Below are 19,326 nucleotides of genomic sequence, written 5' to 3' on the forward strand. Positions count from 1 at the left end.
CCATGGCCTCCTCATCCCACACCGCGCTCGGCACGATGGCGGACTTCGACGTCGCGGCGCACGGCGAGAGCTTCGAGCTCGTGGCCAGGGCCGCCGCGGCGGCGGAGGCGCGGGCACACGTCAGGCGGCTGCTCGGCGACTGGCGGCTGGCCGGCGGCGACGTGTGCGACGCGGCCCAGTTGGTCATCTCCGAGCTGGTGACCAACGCCGTGCTGCACGCGAGCGGCGGCAGGATCGTCTGCCGGCTGGCGCTGCGGCAGCCGTGGGTGCGGCTGGAGGTGCGGGACCAGGGCGGCGCGTACGGGGTCCCGATCCGCACGGTCGCGGGACCCGAGGACGAGTGCGGGCGCGGGCTCGGTCTGGTGGCGGCGCTGAGCGAGGCGTGGGGGGCGGAGCCGTCGGGGCCGGGGTTCTCGGTGTGGGCGACGATCAGGGTGCCGCGGCCGCTCCGAGGCGGGTGAGCCCGCTCCCGGGCAGGGTGCGCTGCATGAGGATCGTGTCGACCCAGCGCCCGTGCTTGAACCCCACCTCCGTCAGCCGGCCCACCTGCGTGAACCCGTGCCGCCTGTGGAGAGCGGGCGAGGTGCCGTCGCCGGTGTCCGCGATCACCGCCATGATCTGCCGCACGTCCGCCTTCGCACACCGGTCGACCAGTTCCGCCAGCAGCGCGCCGCCGATGCCCTGTCCCGTGCGGTCCGGGGCGAGGTAGATGGTGTTCTCGACGGTGTGCCTGTAGGCCGGCTTGGGGCGCCAGGGGGCGGCGTAGGCGTAGCCGGCGAGGCTTCCGGCCGCCTCGGCGACGAGGAACGGCAGGCCGCGGTCGCTCAGGTCGCGCAGCCGCTGCTGCCAGTACGCGGGCGGGGGCGGGGTCTCCTCGAAGGTGATCACGGTGTCGGTGACGTAGTACGCGTAGATCTCGGCGATCGCCGTCATGTCCTGGGGCGCTGCGGGGCGGATGACGGCCGCCGGCGGGAAGGTGGGCACCCGCCTATTGTGCGCCGGGCCCGGAACGCGGGCCGGAGGTGTCCGCGATGCGGGCCGTGATGCGGTCGACATCGGTGCGTTCCGCGGGCGGCAGGGGGCGGATGCGGGCGGCCTCGGCGAGGAGGCGGGCCGCGTCGCCGGCGTCGCCCGCCAGCGCCGCGGCGCCGGCCAGCCCCTCGGTCGCCAGCGCCACGGCCCGCGGGTCGGACGCGGCGCGGGCCAGCTCCAGGCTCTCGGTGTGCCGGGCACGGGCCCGGTCCGCGTCGCCGCGCTGCTCGGCGACGAAGCCGAGTTCGGCGAGGACGTAGGCGAGGCCCGAGCGGTAGCCGTCGTCGCGGTGGGCCAGCTCGGCGGCGTGCAGATGCTCCTCGGCGGCGTCGAGCCGGCCCTGTCTGCGGGCCGAGGTCCCCAGGCCGGCGCGGGCGTGGACCACGCCGTGGTGGAAGCCGCGCTTGCGGGCGACGTGCAGAGCGCGCTCGTAGTGGGCGTCGGCGCGGGCGTACGTTCCGGCGAGCGCGGCGAGCCGGCCGAGCTGGGAGAACTCCTCGACCACGACGGGCCACAACTCCAGCTCTTCGGCGGCGGCCAGCCCCTCACGGTGCAGCCGCCCGGCGCGCTCGTAGTCGCCGCCGACCTCGGCGAGGACGCCGAGCAGCCGCAGCGCGTGCGCCTGCCCCCAGCGGTCGCCGGCGTCCCGGAAGAGCGCCAGCGCCTCCTCGCCCTCGCGGCGGGCGCGGCCGGGCTCGCCGAGCCGCAGCGACTCCCAGCCGAGCACGCCGAGCGCGGCGGCGGTCCCCCAGCGGTCGCCGTCGCGCCGGAAGTCGCCGAGCGCGCGGTCGACCTCCCGTACGGCGGCGGGCAGATCGCCTCCGTCGGCACGAGCGAACCCGAGCAGCCACCGCTGCCGTGCGGTACGCGCCGCGGGCGGCGTACCGGGCGGTCCGCCGCCGGGCATCCGCTCCCACGCTTCGAGCGCGGCGCGCCACACGAGCGCCCACGAACGGCCGCCCCCGGCGCGCCGGTCCGCCGGTCCTTCCCGGTCCTCCGCGGCCTCCGGTTCCGGAACGCCGCGGGCGGCCTCCGGCCCCGCCGCCGCCAGGGCGTCGCCGAAGGACCGGTGGGCCTCCCGGTAGCCGCCGCGCAGGAACCAGTACCAGCCCAGCGCCCCGCAGAGCCGCAGCGCCTCGTCGCCCTCTCCCCGCGCCACGCAGCCCGCCAGCGCCGCCCGCAGGTTCGGCGTCTCCGTGTCCAGGCGGCGCAGCCACTCCCGCTGTTCCGGGCCGCGGAGCCGGGCGTCCGCCTCCTCCGCGAAGTGCGTGAAGTGCCGGGCGTGGCGGGTCGCGTACGCCGTCGACTCCGCCGCCTCCGCCAGCCGCTCCCGGGCGTACGCCGCCACGCTCTCCAGCAGCCGGAACCGGCCCGCCCCCGCTTCGCCGACGGTGATCAGCGAGCGGTCCGCCAGCGCCGCCACCGTCCCCGCCACGTCCTCGCGCGCCACCCCGGGACCCGCGGTGACCGCCTCCGCCGTCGCCAGGCCGAACCCGCCCGCGCACACCGACAGCCGCCGCAGCACCGCCCGTTCCCCGGCGTCGAGCAGCTCCCAGCTCCAGTCGAACGCCGCCCGCAGCGTGCGCGCCCCCGCGCCGAGGAGGCGGAACCTGTCGTCGAGCCGCGCCGCGACCTCGCGCAGCCCCAGCGTGCGCACCCGCGCAGCCGCCAGCTCGATCGCCAGCGGCAGCCCGTCGAGGCGCCGGCAGACGGCCGCGATCTCCGCGTCGTCCCCCGCGAACCCGGGGACGGAGTCCGCGACCCGCTCGCGGAAGAGCCGCACCGCCGCCTCCGTGGGCAGCGGCGCGACCGGCACCTGCCGTTCGCCGGGCACCGCAAGCGGCTCGCGCCCGGTGGCCAGGACCCGCAGCCCCGGGGCGGCGCCCAGCAGCGCCACCACCAGCCGGGCCGCCGGCACGGCCAGGTGCTCGACGGTGTCGAGGACGAGCAGCAGCCGTCGGCTGCCGAGCGCCCGGCCCAGGTCGCCCCGTACGCCGAGGGCCGCGGCGATCCGCTCCGCCAGGACGGCGGGGTCCCGGCGGGCCCCGGCGGCGTCGACGCCGGCCAGTTCCACCACCCGCGCCCCGCCCCCGGCGGCCGCCGCGACCTCCAGCGCCAGCCGCGTCTTGCCCACCCCCGCGGGGCCGGTGAGCGTGACCAGCCGGTGCGCCCGGAGCAGCGCCCGGACCTCGGCGACGGCGTCGTCCCGCCCGACGAGGGCGGTGAGCCCGGCATACGGCACGGTCCCTGCGGGCGGGGCGAGCGCGGCGGACTCCGGCCCGGCGGGCGGTCCCGGTCCCGCACCGGCTCCGGCCGCGGCTGCCGCGGGCGGGGCGTGATCCGTACGCGACGCGCCCGCCGCGGGCGCCGCGCCTGCCGTACGCGATCCCGGCCCCCGCTCCAGCGCCGGGTCCTGCCGCAGCACCGCCTCGTGGACCGCCGTCAGCTCCCGCCCCGGGTCCACCCCCAGCTCCTCCGCCAGCCGGTCCCTGATCTCCCGGTACGCCGCCAGCGCCTCCGCCTGCCGGCCGTCGAGGTAGAGCCCGCGGATCCGTACCGCGTGCAGCCGTTCGCGCAGCGGATGCGCCGCCAGCATCGCCGCCAACTCGTCCGCCAGCGCGCCGTGTTCGCCGCGCCCGACGCGCTCCTCCGCCAGCCCCTCGAACGCCGTGACCCGCCGCTCCTCCAGCCGCTCCGCCGCCGCCCGCGCGAACGGCGTCTCCGCGAAGCCCGCGTACGCCGGGCCCCGCCACAGCGCCAGCGCCTCCGCGTACCGCCCCGCCGCCGCCAGCTCCGCGAACCGCGCCGCGTCCACCTGCGCCGGCTCCGCCCGCAGCCGGTAGCCGTGCGGGGCCCGCTCCACCAGCGCCCGGCCGCCCGGCTCCGCCCCCTCCAGCGCCCGCCGCAACTGGGCGACCTTCGACTGCAGCGCCCCCGTGGCCCCCGCGGGCGGCGTGCCCTCCCACAGGTCCTCGATGAGCGTCCGCGCCGGGACCGCCCGCCCGTGGTGCACCAGCAGGTCCGCCAGCAGCGCGCGCACCTTGGCCCCCGGCACGGCGACCTCCTGCCCCGTGTCGGTCCAGACGGCGAGCGGTCCCAGCACACCGAAGCGCATCCGGCGATCGTAAGCCGACGGTCAGTGGACCGTCAGCGCGGCTCCGTAGCGTCGGCGTCGTACCGGGGAGCGCATCCCGCGGCCCCGGAAACGAGAGGAGCGACCTCATGTCCGAGTCCATCGTGGTCTTCCCGCAGCCGGACGCCGACCCCCGGGGCACCCGGACGGTCTTCGAGTCCGGCGGGCGGCGGGTGACGCTGCTCGCCGTGCCGGACGAGACGGAGGCGGTGCCCGCCATCGCCGGTCTGGTGACGGAGGGGGCCGGTCTGGTGGAGCTGTGCGGCGGGTTCGGTCCCGTGGGAGCGGCGAAGGTGATCGCCGAGGTGGGGGACCGGGTGCCGGTCGGGGCGATCGGGTACGGCAGCGAGTCGCTGGCCGCGATCTCCCGCTTCCACCTGACGTTCCTGGCCGGTCAGGACCAGTCGGAGCTGTTCCTGATCCTGCTGCCGGGCGCGGACCCCGCGCGGGACCGGCTGGTCGTGGAGCGTCCCGGCGGGTTCACCTTCAGCGCGATCGCGGTGCCGGACGTGGCCGCGGCGGAGCGGGTGGCGCGGGAGGTACGGGGGACGAAAGTGGGCCTGATCGAGATCTTCGGCGGCTTCGGGGCCGACGCGGCGGCCCGTATCCACGAGGCCGCAGGCGGCATCCCGGTCGGCTCGGTGACGTATGGCATCGAGTCGATGGACGCCGCCGCCGCCTTCCGCGCCGCCTGATCCGCGGCGGTGCGGCCCCGGGGATCAGGCCGCGGCCCCGCCGCTACGCGCCGTCCTTCCCCGGGCCCGGCAGCCCGAGCAGGTCCTCGGTGCCGCCGGCCTCGGGCGGCAGCGCGTCGAGGGCCGCGGTGATCGTCCGCTCCTCGAAGCGGAAGTGGGACTCCACGATCGCGCTCAGCCCCTCCAGCTCGCCTCGTACCCGTGCCGCGTCACCTTCGCCGGGATCCTCGGGCAGCGTGTCGAGGACCCGCTCCAGGCTCTGCAGGAGGCCGCTCATCATCGCGTGGTCCTCCTCCATCTTGGCGATCAGCGGCCGCAGTTCCGGGTCGCGCGCGGCGAGCGCGGGGAAGGCGCCGCGGTCCTCGCCGGTGTGGTGGGAGGTGAGCGCGGTGCAGAAGGCGAGGCAGTGGGCTTTGAGGTCGCGCGGCCGGGGGCCGCCTGCCAGGTAGTCGTCGGTCTCCTCACGGAGCCGGGCGAGCTGCGCGCGGAGCCCGCGGTGGATGGCGAGGAGTTCGCCGCCGAGGGCGACGAGCCGCGCACGGGATTCGGGGGACATGGCGCCATCCGATCACGGCGGCCCGGGCCGCCGGATCCGGGGGCCCCGGCCCGTCGTGCGGCGGGCTCCGGGGCCCGCGGTTACCAGCGGCTGGCCAAGTGACCGTCAAGCATCGGCCAAATCCGCGGCATGACCCGCGCCGGGCTGCTCACCAGCGCATACGCTGCACGCACGGTCCTGTCCCTGCCACGGGCGGCGCGGCAGGGACAGGGACGGGGCCGGTCGCGTCCGCCCGGGTTCAGGGCGTGCGGCCGATGAACGCCAGCAGGCGGGTCTGCACGTCGGCGCTCTCCGGGACCTCGACGCGCGGACCGTAGTGGCCGCTGCCGCGCAGCACCTCGTCCATCGGCAGCATCCCCGCCAGCAGGGCGGCGCACTTGGCCGGATCCAGGTGCTCGTCCTGGCCGGTCGCCCGGGCCAGGTCCCAGGTGTGCATGAAGACGTCGCTCGTGTAGAAGCGGTCGATCGCCTGGGCCAGCGGGAGGTCGCCGGTCTGCGGGTGCGAGAGCGTCCTGCCCGCGGTGGCCGGGTCGTCCAGCAGGGACTGCACGGCGTCGTTGTGGACCTGCCAGGCCGCCACCGGGTCGTCGTCCACCGGGGGGCCCTCCGGCAGTTCGATGCCCGCGCCCGCCTTGAGGAAGCCGGGGAACCACTCGACGAGGTGCCGCACGACGTCCCGCGCGACCCACCCCTCGCACGGCGCCGGGTCGTCCCACCTGCCCGCCTCGACGCCGCGGACGCGCGCGGTGAAGCCGGCGGCGATCCGGCGGTGCTCCTCGGCCGCCTGGGTGCCGTCGAGCACGGCGTCCAGCCGCTCGTACCCCTCGCGGATGCCGGTCTCGGCGCCGCTGGCGATCATCCCGTCGCGGGATTCGAGGGAGTCGAGCAGCGACGTGGCGGTGAGCCGGGTGCGCCCGCCGAGGTCCTCGAAGACGGCGGTCTCCAGGCTGACGCTGTCCGGCATGCCCTCGTAGGTGAAGGTCTGGACGATGCGCTCGGCGGGGCGCACCTCGTGGAAGACGCCGTGGAAGGCGTACTCGTTGCCCTCCTCGTCGGCGTGGACGTAGCGGTACGAGCCGTCGGTGCGGGCGTCGTACCGGTCGATGGTCATGGTGAGCCCGCGCGGGCCGAGCCACTGGGCGACGAGGTCGGGGTCGGTGTGCGCGCGGAACACCCGCTCGGGCGGGGCCTCGAACTCCCGGGTGATCACGATGGTGGGCAGCGCCGGGTCGACGACGATCCCGGTCTCGTTGCGGTGGCGGGTGGGCGTGGTGCTCATGATGCTTCTTCTCTCTCTGTCCGGGTCTTCTCCACCGGCGGCCCGTCCTGGGCGTCCATCCGCTCCAGGACGGCGTCCAGGCGGCGGTAACGGTCCTCCGCCGCGCGCCGGTAGCGCTCTATCCACTTCGTCATGAGGTCGAAGACCTCCGCCTGAAGGTGGCAGGGCCGCCGCTGGGCGTCCCGGCTGCGGCTGACCAGGCCGGCCTCCTCCAGGACGCGGATGTGCTTGGAGACGGCCTGCACGCTGACGTCGTACGGCTCGGCCAGCTCGTTGACCGTCGCGTCGCCCGCGGTGAGGCGGGCGACGATGTCGCGCCGGGTCGGGTCCGCCAGGGCGGAGAACACCAGCGACAGCCGTTCGTCCGGCTCGGGGACCGAGGTCATCTCACGTCCTCAACTGTTCGGTTGAATACACGCTAGCCCGGACGCGGGCGAGTAGTCAACCGTTCGGTTGAATAGCCTGGTGGCTACCGCTGGGGGAGCCCGCAGCTCGCGCCCTCGCGGGCCGGGAGGAAGGGGAAGCGCAGCCGGTAGCGGTTGCGGGAGACCAGGCGGTAGACGGCCGCGGCGGGGCGGCGCACGGGCCGGGCGGCGAGTGCGCGGCCCAGGAGCCGGCCGGCGCGGTTCCCGCTGCGCAGGGTGCCGGCGATGGCCATGGCGCCGCCCGGCGGCACGGTCGCCGCCGGGGCCCCGGAGGGCGGGTGCCCCACCTCCTCGACCAGCACCACCTCGCGCAGCAGCCGCTCCTCCGGCACCCCGTACACCGCCGGGTCCACCGACTGCCACGGCACGATCCGCACGTCCGGCGCGAACCGCCGGCGCCCGAAGTCGGCCCATCCGGTGCAGAACCCGCAGTCACCGTCGTACAGCAGCAGCATCCCGCGCCTCCTCCGTGTCGTGCGGTGTCCCGCTCGTCCCCTCCAGCATGTGGTGGTGCGCGAGACCGGGCAAAGCCGGGGGCAGCCCGGGCGGCAGCGTGAGACCCGCGCGGGCGAAGAGCCCGCGGTACTCGGCGAGGGTGCGCTCCCGTCCCGCCGTCAGCACCATCATCTCCACGTCGCTCAGCGCCATCGCCACCTCGGCGTCCGCCTGCGTACGGGCCCCGCCCGCGGCCTCCGGCAGGACCAGCGCGGGCACCAGCACCCGGCCGCCGGGCCGCAGCGCCGCCCGGCAGGCGCGCAGCACGCGCACGCAGTCGTCGTCGCCGAAGTTGTGCAGGATGTTCTTCAGCAGGCAGGCGTCGGCCGGGCCGCCGTCGCCCGTCGGTACCGCGGTGAAGAAGTCGCCCGCCATCAGCGTGCACCGGTCCGCCACCCCCGCCGCCCGCAGCACGCCCGGTGCCGCGGCGAGGGCCGCGGGCCGTTCCAGCAGGGTGCCGTGCAGGTGCGGGTACGCGCGCAGCAGCGCGGCGAGCAGCGTGCCGTCGCCGCCCCCGACGTCCACGAGGCGGCGGATGCCGCCGAAGTCGAAGCCCGCGAGGAGCGGTTCGGTCGCCGCGGCCGTCACCGTGCCCATCGCCCCGGTGAACCGGGCGGCCAGCGGCCCGTCCGTCTCCAGCGCCGCGAAGAGGCCGGTGCCGTGGGCGTGGTGGAAGGCGGAGCCGCCGTCGCGTACGGCGTCCTCCAGCGCGCCGTACGCCTGCCACACCGCCGGTTCGCCGTACAGCTCCGCGAGCCGGCGCAGTCGCGGGTCGTCGCGGAACAGCTCGCCGAGCAGGGTCAGTTCGCAGCGCCCGCCGGGCCGTACGGTCAGCAGGCCCAGTGCCGTCGCGGCGCGCAGCAGGCGGCGCAGGGACGGCTCGTCGGTGCCGGTGGCGCGGGCGAGGCGGTCGGCGGGCAGCGCGCCGCCGGCGAGTGCGTCGGGGATGCCGAGGCGGACGAAGGCGCCGGTGATCCGGGAGAGCGCGAAGCCGTAGACCAGAGTGCCGGTCGCGGCCCGTACGGCGGCGGCCTCCTCGGCCCCCCGCCCGCCCGGCGGTTCCGCGGCGCGGCCCGCCTCCGCGGGCCGCGTCCCCTCCTGCCGGTCCCGCCCGTCCCCGCCGCGGGTACGCTCCCCGCCTCCGTCGTGCGTCGGCTCGCTCATGCTCCCGCCCTTCCGCTCGGCGTCTCCATGCCCCGGAACGTAGGACCGCCGCCCGCGCCCGCGCATCCGCAGTTCGCCGGAGGGACCGCCGTACACGAGCGGGCCACGGGGGATTGACAAACCGGGCCCGGGGCGCGCTGCCCCCGCCCGTAACCGAACCGGCGCGCGGCGTCAATCCTCAGAACACCTCCGTACCGGCCGCCAAGACGGTGCGTTGACCGGATGCCGGGCCCCGCCGGCGCACCTAGCTTCGGAATCTCCCGACGAAAGGAGAGGTCATGACCACGACCCTTCAGGCCCCCACGACGGCGGACTCCCGCATCGCCGTCTGGGCGCAGAAGAACGCGGCGGAGCACGACGAGCACTTCGTCGCCCCGACCGACCGCGTCGTCCCGGTGCTCTTCACCCCGCTGATCGCGCTGACGGTCGCCGGGGCGGTCGGATGCGCGCTCGGCCCGGCGACGGCCTTCGCCACGGCCTTCGGCTTCCACGACGGCACCTCGCCCGACGCCCCCGACGGCGCCGCGCTCCGGGGCCGTTCGGTCGACCAGCTCACCGGCGGCCACCCCGGCATGGTCTGACGGCCGGCCCGCACCACCGCCGCCGTACGGCCTGACGTCCCGGCACCGCCCGCACCTCGGTACCACCCGGCGTCCGGCCGGCAGCGGCGCTCCCGGGCGGACGGCACCCCCGCCGCCGCCCGGGAGCGCTCCGCCGTTCCGCCAGAAGGGAGACCCCACCCGTGACACCCCCCAGTGCTCCACCCCCCTCCGGTGCCGCCGGCCGCCCGCCGGCGGGCCGGTTCGCCGACCGGCTCTACGGCGGCCGGGACGACATCGACACCGTCTTCCGCAAGCTGGAGCTGATGACCTCCGTCGGCGCCACCATCGGCGCCGTCGAACTGCTCGCCACCGCCGAGACCCTCGCCGACGACGGCCTGTTCGCCTGGCCCGTGATGCGGCTGCGCGCCCCGATGTGGTGGCGCCGCGTGGGCGAGGAGCGGCTGGAGAAGGTCTTCGGCTACCCCGGCGTCGTCGGTCTGGTGCAGACGCGCGCCCTGACCGGCCTCGGCCTGCTGCTGCCCGGCGCCACCCGCGCGCAGCGCGGGGTGCTGGCCGCGACCATGTGCGGCACCGCGCACGGCCTGCACACCCGCATGGGCGGCTTCGGCCTCGACGGCTCCGACCACCTCACGTTCGTCAACTACGCGGTCTCCGCAGCCGAGAAGGCGTTCGGGCACGACCCGCGGGCCCGCGAGATGCTGGTGCGCTTCCTCGCCGCGCAGGTCTGCATGGCGTACTTCACCTCGGGCGCGGCCAAGCTCATCTCCCCGGTGTGGCGCGACGGCACGGCGATCCCGGAGATCTTCCGCACGAGCACCTTCGGCGACCCGCTCTTCTTCCGCGCCGTACGCGAACGGCCGTGGCTGGCGAAGTCGGTGGCGTGGGCGACGATCCTCGGCGAGATGGCGTTCCCGCTGGTGCTCGTCGCGCCGAAGCCCGTGGCACGCGGCATCCTGGCCTCCGGCACGGCCTTCCACCTCGGCAACGCCCGCTTCATGGGCCTCAACCGCTTCGTCTGGTCCTACTGCTCCACCTACCCGGCGCTCGCGCACGTCTCCCGCTCCCTCGGCCCCCGCGCCCGCACCGCCGCCCCGGCCGCCTCCCCGAAGGCGTACGCCGCCACCGCGGGACGGCTGCTGCGCGCCGCCGCCGGGCCCCGCGGCGCCGCCGCCGTCACCGCGGGCGCCGGTCTCGCGCTGCTGGCCGGCGCCGCCGTCCGGCAGGCCGGCCGCGCCCGCGACGCCCGGCTGCGCCGCGACGCACCCGGCGAACTCCTCACCGTGGCCGGCCGCACCGTCCACGTCCTGCCCCGCAACTCCGCCGCGGACGGGCCCTCCGTCGTCTTCGAGAACGGCCTCGCCGCCCCCGCCACCCAGTGGGGCTGGGTGCAGCGCGGCCTGGACCCGCGGACGCCCAGCGCCGCCTACGACCGGCCCGGCATCGGCTGGAGCGACGCCGCCGACCGCCCGCAGGGCCCGGACGAGGCCGCCGACGTCCTCGCGGAGACCCTGCGCACCCTCGGGCTCAAGCCCCCGTACGTGCTCGTCGGCCACTCCATCGGCGGCCTGCTGGTCCGCACCTTCGCCCGCCGCCACCCCGAACTCACCGGCGGGCTGGTCTTCGTGGACGCCACCCACCCCGAACAGTTCGTCCGCTCCCCGCGGCAGCGCGAGGCGCTGCCCTGGATCCGGCAGCGCATGACGACGACCGGACTGCAGGCGTCGCTCGGGCTGCTGCGCTACTCCGGCCGCCCGCGGCAGATGAGCGGGCTGCCGGCGCCGCTGGGCGAGGCCACGGAGCGGATCGTGCGCCGGCCGCGGCTGTGGCGCACGGCGCGCGAGGAACTGGCCGAGTCGCAGCGCACCTGGTGCCCCGACGCGCGCCGGCCGCTGCCCGCGACCGATACCCCGGTCGCGGTGGTGACCGCGGGCGAGACGGTGCGCAGCGACCCGCTGCACGCCGAGTTCCAGCGGGAGCTGGCGCTGCTGTCGACGGTGTCGCGGCACGACGTCGTCGAGGAGGCGGGGCACGAGTCGCTGGTGCTGGACGAGGCGCACGCGGCCCATGTCGTACGGGCCGTGGAGTGGGCGCGTACGCGCGTGGCCACGGGCACCGCCCCGGTCGTACCCCTGAAGGCCGGGAAGGCCGAGAAGGCCAGGCCCACCCCCGACAGCGCCTGAGGAGACCGCACATGACCACCACCACGGCACTGCCGCGGGCCGCCGCCCGCTACGGGCTCTACGGCGTCCTCGCCTCCTGGCTGGGGCTCACCGCGGCCAAGCAGTTCCGCAAGACCCCGAAGTTCCTCACCCGCATCGACCCCATCAACACGGCGATCCCCGTCACCACCTTCTTCGCCCCCAACCCCGGCCGCTCCGACATCCACGTCCTGGGGCGCGAGCGGCTGGCGGACGGCTCCACCACCGAGTGGTCCGAGTACCCGATGCTGGAGCGGCGCACGATCCGGCACATGCTCTGGCACCCCGGACGGCGGGTGGAGAAGCTGCTGCCCGACACGGTCTCGGAGCTGACGCAGCTCGCGCTGGACGAGAAGCGCATCGAGGTACTGCAGTTGACCATCCCCTATCTGGCGCTGCTCACCTTCGTCACGCACCACTGCCCGCACCCGCCGGGCTCCCGGAAGGTGCAGTTCCTCGTGGTGTCCTCCGGCGGCTTCGACGAGGAGGAGGAGCCGCGCACGCTCTTCGCGTCCGACTTCCACGAGCTGCCGGAGAGCGCCCGCACCTGACGGCCGTACGCGACCCGCACGCGGGCCCCGCGTACGCGGCCGCCTCCGCACCCGGCGTACCGCGCCCTCCCTCAGGCGTGGTGCGCCGGGTGCGCGATCAGCGACTGCCGCAGCGCGGCGATCACCGCCTGCGTACGGTTGCCGGCGCCCAGCTTGCGCAGGATGTGCCCCACGTGCGTGGACACGGTCGCGGGGCTGATGCAGAGCGAGCGGGCGATGGCCCCGTTGGACATGCCCGCGGACATCAGGCTCAGCACCCGCTGCTCCCGCTCGGTCAGCACGTCCACGCCGACGGTCAGCGGCCCGCTGAGCACGTCGCTCAGCCGCCGCGACACCCGGCGCAGCAGCCGCGGCGAGACGAACAGGTCCCGGGAGGCCGCCGCGTACAGGCCGGCCGCGGTGTCGAACACCGAGTCGTCCGGCAGCATCACGGCCGACGCGCCCAGCGCCAGCGCCTGTGCCACCTGGCCCTCCTCACCCCCGCACACGACGGCCAGCGGCCGCGGCCGGCCCACGCCGCCGCCTGCCCCCGCCCCGGCGCCCCCGCCGTCCTCCGTCCCGGACTCGGCGGCCCCCCGCGGCGGCACCAGCCGCCGGAACTCCCGTACGGACTCCCCGGTGGCCGCGGCCGGCCGCGCCAGCCAGACGTCCACCCGCCCGGCCTCGGGGCGCGAGACGGCGTCCGCCACCACCGTGCTGGTCAGCACGATGTCGATGTGGAATCTGTCGAGTGCGAGCCCGAGCACGTGCGACAGGTGCCGGCGGTCAGGCGTCACGATCCCAATGGAAAGCACGCGAACTCACCTCACTGATACGGAAACGGTCGCGTAGTCAAACCCGACTGGTCAATGCGCAAGTTACCGCCCTACCGGTGGGTGACCCGCGCGTGGGACCCGGCGGATCGTGCCCGGTTCGGCCCGTTTCCGCGGCGGCCCCCCGGGCCCTGAACGGGCGCGACGGCACCGCCCGCCCGGCCCGCGGGGCCCGCTTGTGGGGAAAACAGCCCTGTATCGTGGCCGACTTCCGCCCCACCCGTAGCGGAACCATCCTGTCCGCGGTCGCGTCCTGAGCAACCTGAGTTGATCACGACAAGAGGACGGGACACGAGCGACTGTATGGGCGCGAAGACGGAGAAGTGGGCGTTACTGGCGACGGCGGCCGCGGTGCTGCTCGCCGCGGGCTGCGGTGACGACGGCGGTGAGGGGAGCGACTCCGCCGGGGGCGGCGGGGCCCCGCTGGCGGAGGAGTGGCGGACGAAGGCCGTGGCGCACGAACCGGAGGACGTGTGGCTGCCGCCGCTCTGGGTCACCGGTGACCGGGTCGTCGGCATCAGCACCGAGGGGGTCACAGGACACGACGCCAAGACCGGCAAGCCCGCCTGGGAACTGGCCCCGCCACCGGGCGCGGGACAGCCCTGCGCCGCCTCGCCGGCGGTGAACGCCGGCGGCGTCGGCGCGGTGCTGTTCGGCCCGGCGGACGCGAAACCCGGCGACGACTCCTGCGCGGTGCTCGCGGTGGTCGACACCACGAGCGGCAAGCTGCTCTGGAGCAAGGACCTGACCTCCGGCGACAGCGCGTACCCGAGCGCCGACGTCGTCCCCGTCAGCGTCGGCGAGGAGACGGTCACCGTCGAGCTGATCGAGGACGGCCTGCACCGCTTCTCCCTCGACGGCGAGGAACTGCCCACCCCCGAGGTGACGGTGGGCGAGCAGTGCGACGACTTCTACACCGACTGGCGGCACAGCGCCACCTCTCTGGTCGCCGTCGTGGACTGCCCCGACCTGACCGGCGCCGAGAACCACATCGCCGCGTACGACGCCGCGAGCGGCGAGGAGCTGTGGACCGCGGCGGACTTCACCGACGAGGACCAGCCCGCCCGGGTCGAGATCCTCACCGACGAGCCGCTGACGGTCGCGACGCAGGAGCGGCTGGTGTCGTTCGGCGAGGACGGCAAGGTGCTGACCGACCTGCCGCTGAAGCGGCCCGACGGGTATCTCCACCTCGACCCGGGGGACTTCACCATCCGGGACTCGGTGCTGGTCACCAGCTACGACGACGCCACCAACGACTACGTGGGCATCGATCTGACCACCGGCAAGGAGCTGTGGAAGAAGGAGTTCGACTTCGCTCCGCACCCGCTGGCCCCCGGCGGCGGTTCCGGCGGCGAACTGGTCGCGCTCCGGGACGGCATGATCGAGGGCGAGAACGCCATGGGCGAGTACCTGGCGCTGTGGGACGCGCGGAAGGGCGGCGAGCCCGCGACCGCGGGCATGCTGCCGGAGAACGCGGGCTCCGCGCAGGCGGTGGCCAGCAGCGAAGACGGCGGTGTGGTGTACGTGCTCGCCGAGCCCGAGGTCGGTGAGGAGGCGCTGCGGATCGAGGCGTACCGGCGGTAGCGCGCCGGGCGGGGGCCGCCGCCGTGCGCCGGAGCGGACGGCGGCGCCCCCGCGCCCGGTCGCCCGGGAGGAGCCGGACTCCCCGCCGCCGTACGGCAGTCGGGGACTCCGGCCGGCCCCCGTACGGGCCGGGGGATGGCTCCCGCGACGAAGGGGGTGGCAGCCGGAGGGATCCGGCGGCGCCGCCGCCCTAGCGTTCCGGCGTATGAGAACTCCCGCTCCGCGCCCCTCGCGCCGCTCCCTGCTCGCCCTCGGCTCCGCCGCTGCCGCCGCGCCCGCGCTGGGCGCCGGCCCGGCCCACGCCGGCACCGGCCGCGGCCGGGTCCCCGACGCCCCGGACGACTTCGACGAGCTGGACATCGACGAACTGCGCCGCCGCATGGCCGACGGGCGGCTCGACGCCGTCCGGCTCACCCGCCACTACCTGGAGCGGATCGAGCGCATCGACCCGCTCCTCCGCTCGGTCATCGAGGTCAGCCCCGACGCGCTGCGCGAGGCGCGCACGCTCGACCGGGAACGGCGGCCCCGCGGCCCGCTGCACGGCATGCCCGTGCTGCTCAAGGACATGTTCGAGACCGCCGACCGGATGCACACCACCGCCGGTTCCTACGCCCTGGAGGGGATGCGGGTCCGGAGGGACTCCGCCGTGGCGGCCCGGCTGCGCGCCGCCGGCGCCGTCATCCTGGGCAAGACCAACCTCAGCGAGTGGGCCGGCGGCATGTCCTTGACCCACCACGCCGGCTGGAGCGCCCGCGGCGGGCAGACCGCCAACCCGTACAAGCTGGACCGCTCACCCCACGAGTCCAGCTCCGGCACCGGCGCCGCCGTCGCCGCCAACCTCTGCGTCGCCGGCATCGGCACCGAGACGAACGGCTCGATCCTCGACCCGTCGTCCGCCAACTGCGTCGTCGGCGTCAAGCCGACCGTCGGGCTCGTCGGCCGCGGCGGCATGATCCCCGGGGTGCCGAGCCAGGACAGCGTCGGCCCGATGGCCCGTACCGTACGGGATGCCGCGATCCTGCTCGGCACCCTCGTCGGCGTCGACCCGCGCGACCCCGCGACCGGGGCGAGCCGCGGCCACTACCACCGCGACTACACCCGCTTCCTCGACCCCGGCGGGCTGCGCGGCGCCCGGATCGGGGTGGCGCGCGAGGTCTACTTCGGCTACAGCCACCACGCCGACGAGATCGCGGAGCGGGCGATCGCCGCCCTGCGCGCGGCGGGCGCCACCGTGGTCGACCCGGCGGACATCCCCACCGCCGGGCAGCTCGACGACCTGCCGGGCCAGGTCGTCGTCCAGGTCTACGAGGTCAAGCGCGGGATCAACGCCTATCTGGCCGGCGCCGCGGGCGACGTGCCGCGCAGCCTCGCCGAGCTGATCGAGTTCAACCGCGAGAACGCCGACCGCGAGCTGCGCTACGTCCGGCAGGACGGTCTGGAGACGGTGCACCGGCTGGAGTACGGCGAGGCCGAGTACCGGGAGGCGCTGGCCGTCAACCACCGGCTTTCGCGCGCCGACGGGATCGACGCGGTGCTCCGCCGGCACCGCCTCGACGCGCTCGTGATGCCCACCAGCGGCCCGCCGGCCAAGATCGACCTGATCCGCGGCGACGCCTACGGCGGCGGCTCCTCGACCCCCGCGGCGCTCGCCGGCTATCCGGCGGTGAGCGTGCCGGCGGGGTTCGCGTTCGGGCTGCCCGTCGGGCTGACGTTCATGGGGACGGCGTGGAGCGAACCGACGCTGCTGCGGCTGGCGTACGCGTACGAGCGCGCGACCGCGGTCCGCAGGCCGCCGGAGTACCGGGCGCCGGACGTCGGCCTGTAAGCCGCCCGCCGCGTCCGGCCGCCGCGCTGCTGCGCCCCGCGCGCGTCAGTGCGCGATGCCGTCGATCAGCTCCCGCGCGCCTTGCCGCAGCAGCGCGAGGGCGACCGACGTGCCGAGGTCGGGCGGGGTGAGCCGGCCCGCGGACTCGTGGGCGTGGAGCACCGTCTTGCCGTCGGGGCTGAACACCCGGCCGCGCAGCCACAGTTCGTCCGGCGCCGCGGTGGCGAAGCCGGCGATGGGGCTGTTGCAGTGGCCCTGGAGCACGTGCAGGAACATCCGCTCGGCCATGGCCTCGCGGTACGTCTCCGGGTGGTTCAGGTCGCTGACGACGTCGATGGTCGCCGTGTCGTCCTCGCGGCACTGGAGCGCCAGGATCCCGGCGCCCAGCGGCGGGCACATCGTCTCCACCGGCAGCACCTCGGTGATGACGTCGGCGCGGCCGATGCGTTCGAGACCGGCCACCGCCAGCAGCAGCGCGTCGACCTCCCCGGCGTGGAGCTTCGCCAGCCGGCGGTTCGCGTTGCCGCGGAACGGCACGCACTCCAGGTGCGGGTACGCGGCGGAGAGCTGGGCGATCCGTCGCACCGAGGACGTGCCGATCCGGGTGCCCGCGGGCAGGTCGTCGAGTCCGAGCCCGCCGGGGTGGACCAGCGCGTCGCGGATGTCGTCGCGGCGCAGGAACGCGGCGAACGTCGTCCCGGCCGGCAGCGGCCGGTCCGCGGGCACGTCCTTGACGCAGTGCACCGCCAGGTCCGCCTCCCCGCTGACCAGCGCGGCGTCGACCTCCTTGGTGAACGCGCCCTTGCCGTCGACCTGGGACAGGTCGCCCAGCCACTTGTCGCCCGTGGTCTTCACCGGCACCACCGCGGTGCGGATGCCGGGGTGGCGGGCGGCCAGCTCGGCGCGGACGCGCTCGACCTGGGCGAGGGCCATGGGGGAGTCGCGCGAGACGATGCGGATGAGCTCGGGCACGGACATGCCGTACACGATAGACCGTCAGAAACGGCCTCTTCGGACGGGCCCCGGCCCCGCGGTCGCGTACGCCTCGGACCTGCCTCGAACGCGTGCGCCGCCCGGGAGCCCGCGGGCTCCCGGGCGGCGCATGTGCCGTCGGCGGCCCGGCCTGCGTTCCGCCGGAGCTACCTGACGCCGGGGACGGTGAACGACGGCGGCCCCGCGGGGAGGTCCACCGTGTACTGCCTCAGGTACGTGTCGAGGTACGGCGAGCGCTCGCCGCCGGTCGCCACGTCGTCGGCGGTGCCGTCCAGGGCCAGGTGCAGCGTCGCGTCACGCACCTCGATCGTCTCGCCGGACGGGGTGTCCCGCCACGAGCCGGTCTGGATCGTGCCGATCTCCACCGCCAGCACGTGCCCGGCCGCCAGCCGCCAGTCGGTCGACTTCAGGTCGACGGTGAACCGGCCGCGCTCCAGGAGCGAGACCTGCTCGTCGAACATCACGGCGGTGCCGTCGGGGGCGACGTCGTAGAGCTTGAGCATGACGTTCCCCGCGCCCTTCGCGTTCAGCGCGATCCGCGGGGTGCCGGTGACGCGCACGTCCCGCTGGAGCGGCTTCGACCACGCGAAGAAGCTCGACGTGACCTCGCCCGCCCGCTGCTGCTTCGCGGCCTCGGCGGCGAGCCCGTCCGGTGCGGCCGGCTCCAGGGCGGGCGCGTTCTCCATGTCCCACTTGCCGGACGGCTGCGCCGGCTTGCCGGGCGCCGCGCGGCCGGAGGCGGTGAGGTCGGCGCGGGCGGAGGCGCCGCCGTCGTCGACGTACGAGCCGCCGCCCAGGGGGATGCCCGCGCGCCGCTCGACGACCGGCCAGGTGCTCTGCGCGCGCCAGTCGCCGCTGTTGTCCTCCATGGCGTACTTCGGGTAACGGACGGACGGCTTCTCGCCCTTCAGATACTGGTCGAAGAACGCGAGCGTCTCGTCGTACCAGCCCTCGCGCCCCATCGCCAGCCGGCCGTCGGGCACGCGGTCGCCGCCGCGGACGTGGTCCCACTGGCCGAGCCAACCGCGCTCGGGGCCGCGGTGGTTGTCCAGGTACTCCTCCATCTCCTCGGGCTTCGTGTTGGGCTCGATGAAGCCCTGCGTGACGAAGAGGGGGGTGTCGCTGCCCTTGGCCTGCCGCGCGAGGTCGCGCGCCTTCCAGTGCTCGCTGTCCTGGTCGGAGATCCGGTAGCCGGCGGAGTTCTCCGTCAGGCACTCCGGATGGGTCTCCTCCCAGCGGGCGTTGGCCGCGTAGCGGGGGTCGTCGTCGGCCATCGGGGGGATGGTGGCGATCGAGTTGTACGCGTTGGCGGTGCCGGTGACGTTGGGGCGCGGCACGCCGTTGGAGTAAATGTACTGGTACATGTCCCAGACCGGCTCCTGCGACACGACGGCCTTCAGGGCCCGCTGGTCCAGGTTGTTGCCGATCAGCCCGGTCACGCCGTCGTACGACTTGCCGTACATGCCGACCGCGCCCGTCGACCACGGCCGGCCGGCGGCCCAGTCGATCGCGGCCTTCACGTCGGCCTGTTCGCCGGGCCCGGCCCAGTCGAGGCAGCCCGTCGAGCCGCCGAAGCCGCGCAGGTCGACCATGACGAAGGCGTAGCCGTTGGCGAAGACGTCGGCGCCCTCGATGAAGTCCTGGAACCGCGAGGAGGGCCCGGTGTGCGACCAGCCCTCGTCGCCGGTCGCGCCGGCGTGAGCGAAGTACGGCCCGACGGAGAGGATGACGGGCACCTCCTCGCCCTTCTCAAGACCCTCGGGCAGCAGCACGTCGGCGTGCAGCTCGGTGCCGGAGTCGTCGGCGGAGGGGAAGTAGTGCTGGGTCCATTCCGCGCCCTCGGGCACGCGGTCGTTCTCGTCGTGCGTGACGGATTCGGTGGCGGTGGCGATACGGGCCTGGGGGCCGGCCGCGGTGGCTTCGGGCGCCGCGGTCGCGGGCCCGGCGAGCGCGCCGGTCGCCGCGAGGGTGGCGGCGAGTGCGGAGGCGGCCCAGGCGGCCGCGTGACGTCTCTTCACATG

At 75.6% G+C, this 19,326-nt stretch carries 17 protein-coding genes; 7 read left to right on the forward strand and 10 right to left on the reverse strand.

Going from position 1 to position 19,326, the window contains the following annotated elements; translation table 11 throughout:
* Positions 1-2: 2 nt before the first annotated feature.
* Positions 3-461, forward strand: a complete 459-nt coding sequence (locus tag DMB38_RS25350) for an ATP-binding protein (protein WP_125937093.1) — start codon at positions 3-5, stop codon at positions 459-461.
* On the opposite strand, the gene DMB38_RS25355 is transcribed toward DMB38_RS25350, so the two are convergent.
* A complete protein-coding gene (locus DMB38_RS25355; RefSeq protein WP_276314973.1) occupies positions 430-984 on the reverse strand; it encodes a GNAT family N-acetyltransferase in 555 nt (184 codons plus the stop codon). The two genes, DMB38_RS25350 and DMB38_RS25355, sit on opposite strands and share 32 nt — an antisense overlap.
* Before the next feature lie 4 nt (positions 985-988).
* Positions 989-4,147: a BTAD domain-containing putative transcriptional regulator gene (locus DMB38_RS25360; RefSeq protein ID WP_125937095.1), complete on the reverse strand. Its 3,159-nt coding sequence runs from the start codon at positions 4,145-4,147 to the stop codon at positions 989-991.
* Between the two features lie 107 nt (positions 4,148-4,254).
* Between DMB38_RS25360 and DMB38_RS25365 the strand changes: the two genes are divergently transcribed.
* Positions 4,255-4,860, forward strand: a complete 606-nt coding sequence (locus tag DMB38_RS25365) for a DUF6506 family protein (protein WP_125937096.1) — start codon at positions 4,255-4,257, stop codon at positions 4,858-4,860.
* A gap of 43 nt (positions 4,861-4,903) precedes the next feature.
* Here DMB38_RS25365 and DMB38_RS25370 read toward each other — a convergent pair whose 3' ends face one another.
* The 5 genes from DMB38_RS25370 to DMB38_RS25390 form a co-directional block, all read right to left on the reverse strand.
* A complete protein-coding gene (locus DMB38_RS25370) occupies positions 4,904-5,416 on the reverse strand; it encodes a hemerythrin domain-containing protein (protein WP_125937097.1) in 513 nt (170 codons plus the stop codon).
* 238 nt (positions 5,417-5,654) lie between these two features.
* The gene (locus DMB38_RS25375) at positions 5,655-6,695 is read right to left on the reverse strand and encodes a TIGR03086 family metal-binding protein (RefSeq protein WP_125937098.1); all 1,041 of its coding nucleotides are present in this window, start codon (positions 6,693-6,695) and stop codon (positions 5,655-5,657) included.
* Positions 6,692-7,081 carry a metalloregulator ArsR/SmtB family transcription factor gene (locus DMB38_RS25380; RefSeq protein ID WP_125937099.1) on the reverse strand — a complete coding sequence of 130 codons (390 nt, stop codon included), beginning with the start codon at positions 7,079-7,081 and terminating at the stop codon, positions 6,692-6,694. Before DMB38_RS25380 ends, DMB38_RS25375 begins: the two co-directional genes overlap by 4 nt.
* 83 nt (positions 7,082-7,164) lie before the next feature.
* On the reverse strand, positions 7,165-7,575 hold the full coding sequence (locus DMB38_RS25385; RefSeq protein ID WP_125937100.1) for a DCC1-like thiol-disulfide oxidoreductase family protein: 411 nt from the start codon (positions 7,573-7,575) through the stop codon (positions 7,165-7,167).
* Entirely contained in the window at positions 7,553-8,779 is a 1,227-nt protein-coding gene (locus DMB38_RS25390; RefSeq protein WP_240662460.1) for an acetylserotonin O-methyltransferase, read from the reverse strand. The genes DMB38_RS25385 and DMB38_RS25390 overlap by 23 nt, the downstream gene beginning before the upstream one ends.
* A 278-nt stretch (positions 8,780-9,057) precedes the next feature.
* On the opposite strand from DMB38_RS25390, the gene DMB38_RS25395 reads away from it, so the two are divergent.
* The 3 genes from DMB38_RS25395 (at position 9,058) to DMB38_RS25405 (ending at position 12,091) form a co-directional block, all read left to right on the forward strand.
* Entirely contained in the window at positions 9,058-9,360 is a 303-nt protein-coding gene (locus DMB38_RS25395) for a hypothetical protein (RefSeq protein WP_125937101.1), read from the forward strand.
* A 161-nt stretch (positions 9,361-9,521) separates the two neighbouring features.
* Complete coding sequence (locus DMB38_RS37545) at positions 9,522-11,522, forward strand: alpha/beta fold hydrolase (RefSeq protein ID WP_125937102.1); 2,001 nt, start codon at positions 9,522-9,524, stop codon at positions 11,520-11,522.
* Positions 11,523-11,533: 11 nt separating this feature from the next.
* Positions 11,534-12,091: a hypothetical protein gene (locus tag DMB38_RS25405; RefSeq protein ID WP_125937103.1), complete on the forward strand. Its 558-nt coding sequence runs from the start codon at positions 11,534-11,536 to the stop codon at positions 12,089-12,091.
* Between the two features lie 71 nt (positions 12,092-12,162).
* Here the strand turns inward: DMB38_RS25405 and DMB38_RS25410 are convergent, their stop codons facing one another.
* Positions 12,163-12,867: a response regulator transcription factor gene (locus DMB38_RS25410; protein ID WP_240662461.1), complete on the reverse strand. Its 705-nt coding sequence runs from the start codon at positions 12,865-12,867 to the stop codon at positions 12,163-12,165.
* A gap of 339 nt (positions 12,868-13,206) precedes the next feature.
* Here DMB38_RS25410 and DMB38_RS25415 point away from each other — a divergent pair, with 339 nt between their 5' ends.
* On the forward strand, positions 13,207-14,487 hold the full coding sequence (locus tag DMB38_RS25415) for a PQQ-binding-like beta-propeller repeat protein (protein WP_125937104.1): 1,281 nt from the start codon (positions 13,207-13,209) through the stop codon (positions 14,485-14,487).
* Between the two features lie 205 nt (positions 14,488-14,692).
* On the forward strand, positions 14,693-16,312 hold the full coding sequence (locus DMB38_RS25420; protein ID WP_125937105.1) for an amidase: 1,620 nt from the start codon (positions 14,693-14,695) through the stop codon (positions 16,310-16,312).
* A gap of 45 nt (positions 16,313-16,357) precedes the next feature.
* Here DMB38_RS25420 and hemC read toward each other — a convergent pair whose 3' ends face one another.
* Together hemC and DMB38_RS25430 are read right to left on the reverse strand one after the other, a co-directional pair.
* Entirely contained in the window at positions 16,358-17,290 is a 933-nt protein-coding gene (gene hemC, locus DMB38_RS25425) for a hydroxymethylbilane synthase (protein WP_125937106.1), read from the reverse strand.
* A gap of 161 nt (positions 17,291-17,451) precedes the next feature.
* On the reverse strand, positions 17,452-19,323 hold the full coding sequence (locus DMB38_RS25430; RefSeq protein WP_125937107.1) for a CocE/NonD family hydrolase: 1,872 nt from the start codon (positions 19,321-19,323) through the stop codon (positions 17,452-17,454).
* Between the last annotated feature and the right edge of the window lie 3 nt (positions 19,324-19,326).

Origin of the sequence: Streptomyces sp. WAC 06738 (assembly GCF_003945505.1) — a bacterium.
Lineage (GTDB): Bacteria > Actinomycetota > Actinomycetes > Streptomycetales > Streptomycetaceae > Streptomyces.

Bases quoted from the DNA above. Each gene is read 5' to 3' on its own strand.
- DMB38_RS25370 (WP_125937097.1), bottom strand. From the start codon at position 5,416: ATGTCCCCCGAATCCCGTGCGCGGCTCGTCGCCCTCGGCGGCGAACTC.
- DMB38_RS25365 (WP_125937096.1), top strand. From the start codon at position 4,255: ATGTCCGAGTCCATCGTGGTCTTCCCGCAGCCGGACGCCGACCCCCGG.
- DMB38_RS25395 (WP_125937101.1), top strand. From the start codon at position 9,058: ATGACCACGACCCTTCAGGCCCCCACGACGGCGGACTCCCGCATCGCC.
- DMB38_RS25415 (WP_125937104.1), top strand. From the start codon at position 13,207: ATGGGCGCGAAGACGGAGAAGTGGGCGTTACTGGCGACGGCGGCCGCG.
- DMB38_RS25360 (WP_125937095.1), bottom strand. From the start codon at position 4,147: ATGCGCTTCGGTGTGCTGGGACCGCTCGCCGTCTGGACCGACACGGGG.
- DMB38_RS25385 (WP_125937100.1), bottom strand. From the start codon at position 7,575: ATGCTGCTGCTGTACGACGGTGACTGCGGGTTCTGCACCGGATGGGCC.
- DMB38_RS25420 (WP_125937105.1), top strand. From the start codon at position 14,693: ATGAGAACTCCCGCTCCGCGCCCCTCGCGCCGCTCCCTGCTCGCCCTC.
- DMB38_RS25390 (WP_240662460.1), bottom strand. From the start codon at position 8,779: ATGAGCGAGCCGACGCACGACGGAGGCGGGGAGCGTACCCGCGGCGGG.
- DMB38_RS25350 (WP_125937093.1), top strand. From the start codon at position 3: ATGGCCTCCTCATCCCACACCGCGCTCGGCACGATGGCGGACTTCGAC.
- DMB38_RS25375 (WP_125937098.1), bottom strand. From the start codon at position 6,695: ATGAGCACCACGCCCACCCGCCACCGCAACGAGACCGGGATCGTCGTC.
- DMB38_RS25380 (WP_125937099.1), bottom strand. From the start codon at position 7,081: ATGACCTCGGTCCCCGAGCCGGACGAACGGCTGTCGCTGGTGTTCTCC.
- DMB38_RS25405 (WP_125937103.1), top strand. From the start codon at position 11,534: ATGACCACCACCACGGCACTGCCGCGGGCCGCCGCCCGCTACGGGCTC.
- hemC (WP_125937106.1), bottom strand. From the start codon at position 17,290: ATGTCCGTGCCCGAGCTCATCCGCATCGTCTCGCGCGACTCCCCCATG.